The 7407-nt window shown below is 35.5% G+C and carries 3 protein-coding genes; all 3 read left to right on the top strand.

What is annotated here, in order from left to right:
- Positions 1–804: 804 nt before the first annotated feature.
- Positions 805–3918 (top strand): SusC/RagA family TonB-linked outer membrane protein, encoded by a 3114-nt coding sequence (locus HGC4_RS16270; RefSeq protein ID WP_050711199.1) that lies wholly within the window; start codon positions 805–807, stop codon positions 3916–3918.
- 68 nt (positions 3919–3986) lie between these two features.
- Positions 3987–5606, top strand: coding sequence for a RagB/SusD family nutrient uptake outer membrane protein (locus HGC4_RS16265; RefSeq protein WP_050711198.1), 1620 nt, complete (start codon positions 3987–3989; stop codon positions 5604–5606).
- Between the two features lie 85 nt (positions 5607–5691).
- Positions 5692–6879 carry a cation:dicarboxylate symporter family transporter gene (locus HGC4_RS16260; RefSeq protein ID WP_050711200.1) on the top strand — a complete coding sequence of 396 codons (1188 nt, stop codon included), beginning with the start codon at positions 5692–5694 and terminating at the stop codon, positions 6877–6879.
- The last annotated feature ends 528 nt before the right edge of the window (positions 6880–7407 follow it).

The following is a 7407-nucleotide window of genomic DNA, read 5'->3' as shown; positions in this document are numbered from 1 at the left end:
TATTAATACTAATAATTTTTTATATTTGAGGTGCATCCCAATAAACTAAAATAGAATTCAACGAACTCTAAATGACTAAATCATTCTTGGGAATAAACAAAAATGCAATTCGATGTGATTTATACTCTATTATTAACAAATAGTAATAGTATAGTATTATCAAAAGTAAGTAATGTATGTTATCTAGTCAAGAAGAATCCACATTGTTATATCTGTTATTAATATCATGGTTGTTTTCATTTTCAAACAAGACATCTCAGTTTAATCTATCTATAATATCTATTGGTATATAGTAGTATTCGTATGGGGTATAGAGGGGGGATAATTAAATAAGACCTAAAAAATACCATATTTAGGTTAATAAAATACCGCAATTATGGTATTTCAAGGTTCGTTAACAAATAATAAATTTGCACTATGAATTAACTAGTGATAATAAAAAAACTGGAATGAAAATATTATCTGGAATGAAAAACAAATTATGGGCACCTTTGAATAATCTGAATCTTATTTCGATTATCTCCAAATTCCCTTTTACATTTATCTACACAAACTTAACTCTTTCCCTTTCTTTTTCACGAATGCGAATGCGCTGCTAAATTTGTCTAGTAGGCAAAAGCTCTCACTGTAGATCTCAAATAATTTAGATACTCTATATACATGTCTTTACAATAGATCTTCAAACTATTGGTATGACTAATTATATCGTGTAGCTAGTTAAAATAATATGAAGTTTCAATAAAAAACGAACACTTCCTCCTCCGACGGCAATTGGTATTGGAAGTGCTCTTGATAAAAATTATCATGACAAAAGTAATCTTTTTTTTTAGGGTAAAAAGCCCCTTTTCAAGTGTTAATAAACATATTTATGTTTTTTTAGGGTTATTATTTTACTCAATTACCCTTTATTCACAAACATATCTGACAGGATATATCTTCGATGAGAAGACCAAAGAGCCTATTATTGGTGCTGTTGTTGCAGAAAAATCAACAACAAATGGAGTAACCTCTGATGGTGAAGGAACTTTTATACTCCGATCACCCAATAAACTACCAATAACATTAGTTATAAGCTTTATCGGTTATAAATCGCAAGAGATAAATATTTCTGAGGAAAAAGAATCAATTAAGATAGCTCTGATTGAAGATGTAAATAGTTTAAATGAAGTTGTTGTTGTCGGTTATGGTACTCAGAGAAGACAAGAACTAACGGGAGCAGTCTCCTCGGTGCCTAAACTTCTGTTAGAGAATAATGTCTCACCAACAATCGATGGAATGTTAGCCGGATCAGTAGCTGGTCTAAACGTAAAGCAGGGTTCAGGACAACCTGGCGAAGCAGCTTCTATTCGCATTCGGGGAGGCAATTCCATTAATGCTAATAATGATCCTCTGTATGTAATCGACGGCTTTATTTTTTATAGAGATGCCAGTTCTACTAAGACTGGGTTGGGCAGCATCGAAAGCAGCATAAATCCTTTAGCATCCATCAATCCTGCTGATATCGAATCCATTGAAGTACTAAAAGATGTTTCTGCAACTGCCATTTACGGCTCACGTGGAGCCAATGGAGTAATTATTATTACTACAAAAAAAGGTAAGCGAGGCGAAACTTCTGTCAATTACAGACATTTTACGGGATGGAGCAAACCTGCTAAAAAGCTGGATTTAATGAATGCCAGCCAGTGGGCAAGAGTTCAAAAAGACTATTTCAATAACAAAGGAAATTTCACTGATGATGAAATCCTAAAGTTGGGCAAAGGCTATGACTGGCAAGATGCTGTATTAAGAACAGGAACAACTCAAAATCACGAATTATCTATCAGCGGAGGAGACGATAAAACACGTTATCTGATATCAGGAAACTACATAGACCAAGAAGGAATCATTATAAATTCAGGATTTAAACGTTACAATGCTCGTGTAAATCTAGATAGAAATTTATACAAAAATCTTACAGCGAGTGTTTTTGTTACTTTTGGAAAAAGTACTCAAAACAGCCTCACTACTACTGAACCTGTGAACTACAATTCTTCACCTTTCTCGGCAGGAATTACCAATTCTCTCACCTATGCATTGTTTATGCCTCCTGTGGTACCTATCTATAATAGCGATGGTAGCTATAATTACAAGAATCCATATGAGTATGCCTATTTTGCGATAGGCAGCAAAGCGGTTAACCCGGTGTCAGATTTAGAAAATAGCGTAGCCGAAACCATCAACAACTCATTGTTGGGTAACTTCCTTCTCCGTTATACAATTCTTGAAGGATTGATTGCAAAAGTAAGTTTAGGTACGGATGTTAGCAATATTACACAAAACTTCTTCGCTCCATCCTACACTGCCATAGGTCTTGCAGAACAAGGCATTGGTGGCATCGGAACAAAAAGATATGAAACATTTCAAACTGAAAATACATTGGGATACACCAAGCAGATAAACGATGCAAATTATATCGATTTATTAGGTGGCTATACCTATCAGAAGTCAGATATAAACTATGTTACATCTATTGCAACCCATTTTACAAACGAATCATTAAAACACAATAATTTAGCGGATGGTGCTGTGGCTTACCCTCCCGTATCAGGCATATCAACAGCTTCATTGCATTCGGTTATAGGCAGGGTTAATTACACATTAGAGCAAAGGTATAATCTTACAGCAACTATTCGTGCCGATAATTCTTCACGCTTTGCAAAAGAGCACCGCTGGGGCTACTTTCCTTCTATCGGTTTATCGTGGAATCTGGAACAGGAAAATTTTCTAAAGAACCAGCACTCTCTTAATAATTTTAAATTAAGAATGTCTGCGGGAACAGTTGGTAATCAAGAGATCGGAGACTATGAATATGCCCAAAGCTACAAAGCAAACCATTATAATGGTGGAGCTGCATATAAAAAAGACAATTTAGGAAATTCAAACCTAAAATGGGAAACTACCACTCAATATAATATCGGAGCTGATGCTGGATTTTTTCAGAACCGCCTGAATCTAGTTGCAGACATTTATTACAAAAAAACATCCGATTTATTATTGAATGTACCTGTAGATGCCTCACAAGGAGTAATTGAACAATTAGAAAACATAGGAAATGTAACCAATAAAGGAATTGAATTTGCTGTAAATGCAACATTGATTGACAACAAAAATCTTACATGGATCGCTAATGCAAATATTGCCCACAATATAAATAAAATAACAGATATGGGAAGTACCAAGAGGTTGCTTCAAGGCAATAATTCGGAGCAGATATTACAAGTCGGCGAATCTTTGGGGTCATTCTATGGGCTTATCTTCGACGGAATTGTACAGACGGGTGAAGATGTATCCAAACTTCCTACTACAACCAACGGAATTCCTAAAGCCGGAGATCTTAAATTTGTAGATGTAAGTGGTCCCAACGGTACACCTGATGGCAAGATAGATCAATATGATCGAACAGTATTAGGTAGTATACAACCCAATATTATATATGGTTTTTCTACTTCATTGATCTATCGAAATTTCGATTTCTTTCTTCTTCTTCAAGGTTCTAAGGGTAATAAGGTTTATAATTCATTACGTCGTACATTGGAACATCCGACCGATAGCTACAATATGTCGACAGCACTACTTGATAGCTGGACGCCGTCAAACCCATCCAACAGACTTCCGTATATTACAGGCACCCGCCCTTATTCTTATATCGACAGTCGGTATGTTGAAGATGCTTCCTACCTCAAGATCAATAATCTGACAGTAGGCTATAATATTAAATTCAAGAAATACCCAGTAAAGCTTCGCCTATTTGCGGCTGCTCAGAATCTTGTAACAATATCAAATTACAAAGGCTACGATCCCGAAATATCAAGCGGTTTGGACATAGGTGCATATCCTACTGCACGCACATTTATGGCTGGGATGGAACTTTCATTCTAGGCTAAAAAAAATCACACTTTGATTTGAATTTAATACATATATCTTAATAATTTAACAATTTTACAAGTATGAAAAAGTTAGTGTTATCCAAGGCTTTATTAGCCTTAGTATTGCTTGTTGCATTCTCTTCCTGCAACGATAAAGACGACGAAAGTTCTATTGTTGGTGGTTCAAGCGTTGTTAAAAGTGACGAAGAGGCTGTTGCCCTTGTCAATGGTGCATATGGACCACTTCAGACAGTTAGTTCTTCTTTCTCCTTTCTTATAGAATCGGCTACAGAGGGTACCATCAGTTTCGAAGGAGAAGAAAACGAGGCAGGGCCGGAGGTAAGCCGCTTCGAAACAAAACCTACAACATGGTATCCTGTTAAAGTTTATAGCCGATTGTATCAAGCTGTTGGCACTTCAAACGATGCGATAGAAAAAATTAGTGTTTCGACTGCTGTTTCTGAAGCAACCAAAAAAGTGTCTATTGCCAGAGCTAAATTTTTAAGAGGACTTTCTTACTCATATCTGGTTCAACTATTTGGAGAAGTTCCATTAGTACTACAAACCGGAACTGCAGTTAAAACACGCTCATCTATTAATGATGTATATACTCAAATAGTAAAAGACCTAACCGAAGCTGAGGCTGATTTACCCGAATATGACAGCAGCCCTATTATTCCATCGAAAGGAGCTGCGAATGCCATTCTAGCGAGGGTATATCTTGCATGGGGACACAATCCATTGACACAAGATCAACTAGCTGAGATAGCCAACAGCACTTCCGACCCTGTACATGTTCATGTTGATAATGCGAAACTTGCCAAGGCTGTAGAGTATGCCGATAAAGTGATCAAGAGTGGAAAGTACAGTTTGTTGAGAGATTACACCAAACTATTTGGTAGATCGAATGAAAGCAAAGCACCCGAGCATATCTTTACAATACGTCATGATGGTGATGCTGTAGATGCACAAGGCAATCATCAGACTCACTGTGCATTTACCTTTGCTTTTGACCTTACTAAAGATAACCACATAGGGCCTTCAAATGTAAAGCAACACGATGATTGGGATGTAGCTGATACACGCAGAGAGTTCTCATATACAACCTATCTGGAAAATCCACAAGAAAATAATAAAGGATATTATTTCTTGCCTCCTGTTACCCTACCACGCTTTGGCAAAGGTATTGATCGCAGTTATGAAAACAGTGTAAACCATGCAATCACAACAAATGAAGTAGATCGCATAGAGATACGCTATGCTGAAGTATTACTTATCAAAGCCGAAGCATTAGCCGAGTCGGGAAAAACTAGTGAAGCTCTACCTCTTGTTAATCAAGTTAGAGAAAGAGCCTATGGTAATACATCACATAATCTGAAATCACTTACAGTTAATGATGTCCGCAAAGAATGGGGATATGAGTTTGTGTATGAGCAAAAAAACTGGCTGAATTTGGTACGCTGGAAAACATTAATAGCGACAGTAAAAACAGTGAAAGACTTCGAACATTTCGACAGTTCATATAAAACAGCAGGAGGAACAGGAAGAGACGGCAGTACTGTTAGTGCTTTTTTTGCAAAAGTATACAAACATTTGCATGCAAAATATGACAATGTGAGAGGCAAACATTACCGCTTCCCAATACCTACGGGAGAAAAAGGTGAAGATTTAGGTATAACCCCTCAGAATCCGGGATATTAAAAATATATTATAAGAAATCAGGGAATCCTACATTTTGTGGGATTCTTTGTTTATTTTTGAATTTAAGAGACTAATTAAACTTGTAATGAGAAATATTCTTTCAAATACTACTTTCAGATTATTTTTAGCTGTACTTATAGGGTTGTTGATTGGGCAGATCGCCAATAAAGAGGTGATAAGTGTTATTCTGCCTTTAAAGCATGTATTAGGACAAATTATATTTTTTCTGATACCTCTCCTTATTTTTGGATTTATCACTCCATCAATAACACGCTTAAAAAAGAATGCATCGAAATTATTAAGTGTTTCCTTGATTTTAGCTTATGTTTCTTGTGTTGGAAGTGCCTCTTTGGCTGCTTTAGTTGGCTACAAAACAATACCCTTGTTAAATATTGCTCCCACTACGGAAACATTAAAAGAGCTTCCGGAAATGATATTCAAATTAGATATTCCCCCTTTAATGTCGGTACTAAGTGCATTAGTTCTAGCATTCATGTTAGGATTATCCATAATATGGACAAAAGCCGATAAAATAGAAAGTGCATTATACGAGTTTCAAAGTCTCGTATTTACAATGGTGAAAAAATTCTTAATCCCCATATTACCACTGTTCATAGCTACAAACTTTAGTGTATTAGCTTACGAAGGAGCGTTAGCTTCGAGACTCCCCATCTTTTTTGCTATCTTGATTATTACTATCTTATGCCATATTACATGGATGGTGATTCTCTATAGTTCAGCTGGAATATATTCCGGGAAGAATCCGTGGCAAGTTCTTAAATATTATGGACCGGTGGTTCTCACAGCATTAGGTACTCAATCTTCGGCAGCAAGCCTAAGTATTGCAATAGAACAAACTAAAAAGAGTCCGGTACTGAGAAACGATGTGAGAGATTTTGCTATTCCTCTATTTGGAAATATACATTTTGTAGGTTCTATATTAGACGTTGTCTTTCTTTCATTAGCTGTATCTCAATTATTGTATGGGACAATGCCAGGTCTAGATAAGATGCTTATTTTTATACCTCTACTTGGTATTTTTGCAATTGCTGCACCCGGATTACCCGGTGGAACTCTCATTACTTCATTAGGGTTAATTCATGTAGTTTTAGGTATTGACGATGCAGGAACAGCATTAATGATATCTATTTTTGCTCTATTAGATAGTTTTGGCACTACTCATAATATCACGAGCGATGGTGCGCTGACTCTTTTTTTAAGTTCATACGCAGATAAACACAAGATAACAAGTTCTGAAATTGCAGAAAGCTAGATCCTGATATACTGAGCCTTTTTTTAATAAACAACAGGTATATGTAAGAATAAAAAAGTATCTAACTACTTGATGGGTCGTGTGATTATACGCCTTTGTCGTTGCTTAACCTTATTATCTGATATTATTTCAGATATGATCTTTATGTGAAAAATAATACCTCAGATGTAGTATTTATTGTTAAGTCTACAAAAAATACGATTTGCAGTGTCAATCTCATCTATAATAAAAAATTTCGAATATTTGCTTTTACCAGTCAAATTAGAAACTTATGAAATTAAATTTAAGATTTATCATTTTTAATAAAAAAAACGGAAAAATAATACCTAAGTTTCTTATTACTACAACTAGTTACTATGATAAAATAGACACTTCTTACTAATGAAAATAATAGTCTCATTTGATGAATTTAATTTTTTTACTTTAGTTTATTGATGTTGCTATTTTTTGAAAACTTTGAATGTTTAAAATTGTGCTGATCTTTGCTATAACCAAACAAGTTATAAACCGATCCAGACTCTTCTTCGC

Origin of the sequence: Dysgonomonas sp. HGC4, from assembly GCF_001261715.1 — a bacterium.
Classification (GTDB): Bacteria; Bacteroidota; Bacteroidia; order Bacteroidales; family Dysgonomonadaceae; genus Dysgonomonas_A.
The sequence above is the reverse complement of the archived record's forward strand: the minus strand, read 5'-3'. Positions and strand labels throughout refer to the sequence as shown.

Excerpts from the sequence above, each read along its gene's own strand:
- HGC4_RS16265 (WP_050711198.1), top strand. The coding sequence starts at position 3,987 with ATGAAAAAGTTAGTGTTATCCAAGGCTTTATTAGCCTTAGTATTGCTT.
- HGC4_RS16270 (WP_050711199.1), top strand. The coding sequence starts at position 805 with ATGACAAAAGTAATCTTTTTTTTTAGGGTAAAAAGCCCCTTTTCAAGT.
- HGC4_RS16260 (WP_050711200.1), top strand. The coding sequence starts at position 5,692 with ATGAGAAATATTCTTTCAAATACTACTTTCAGATTATTTTTAGCTGTA.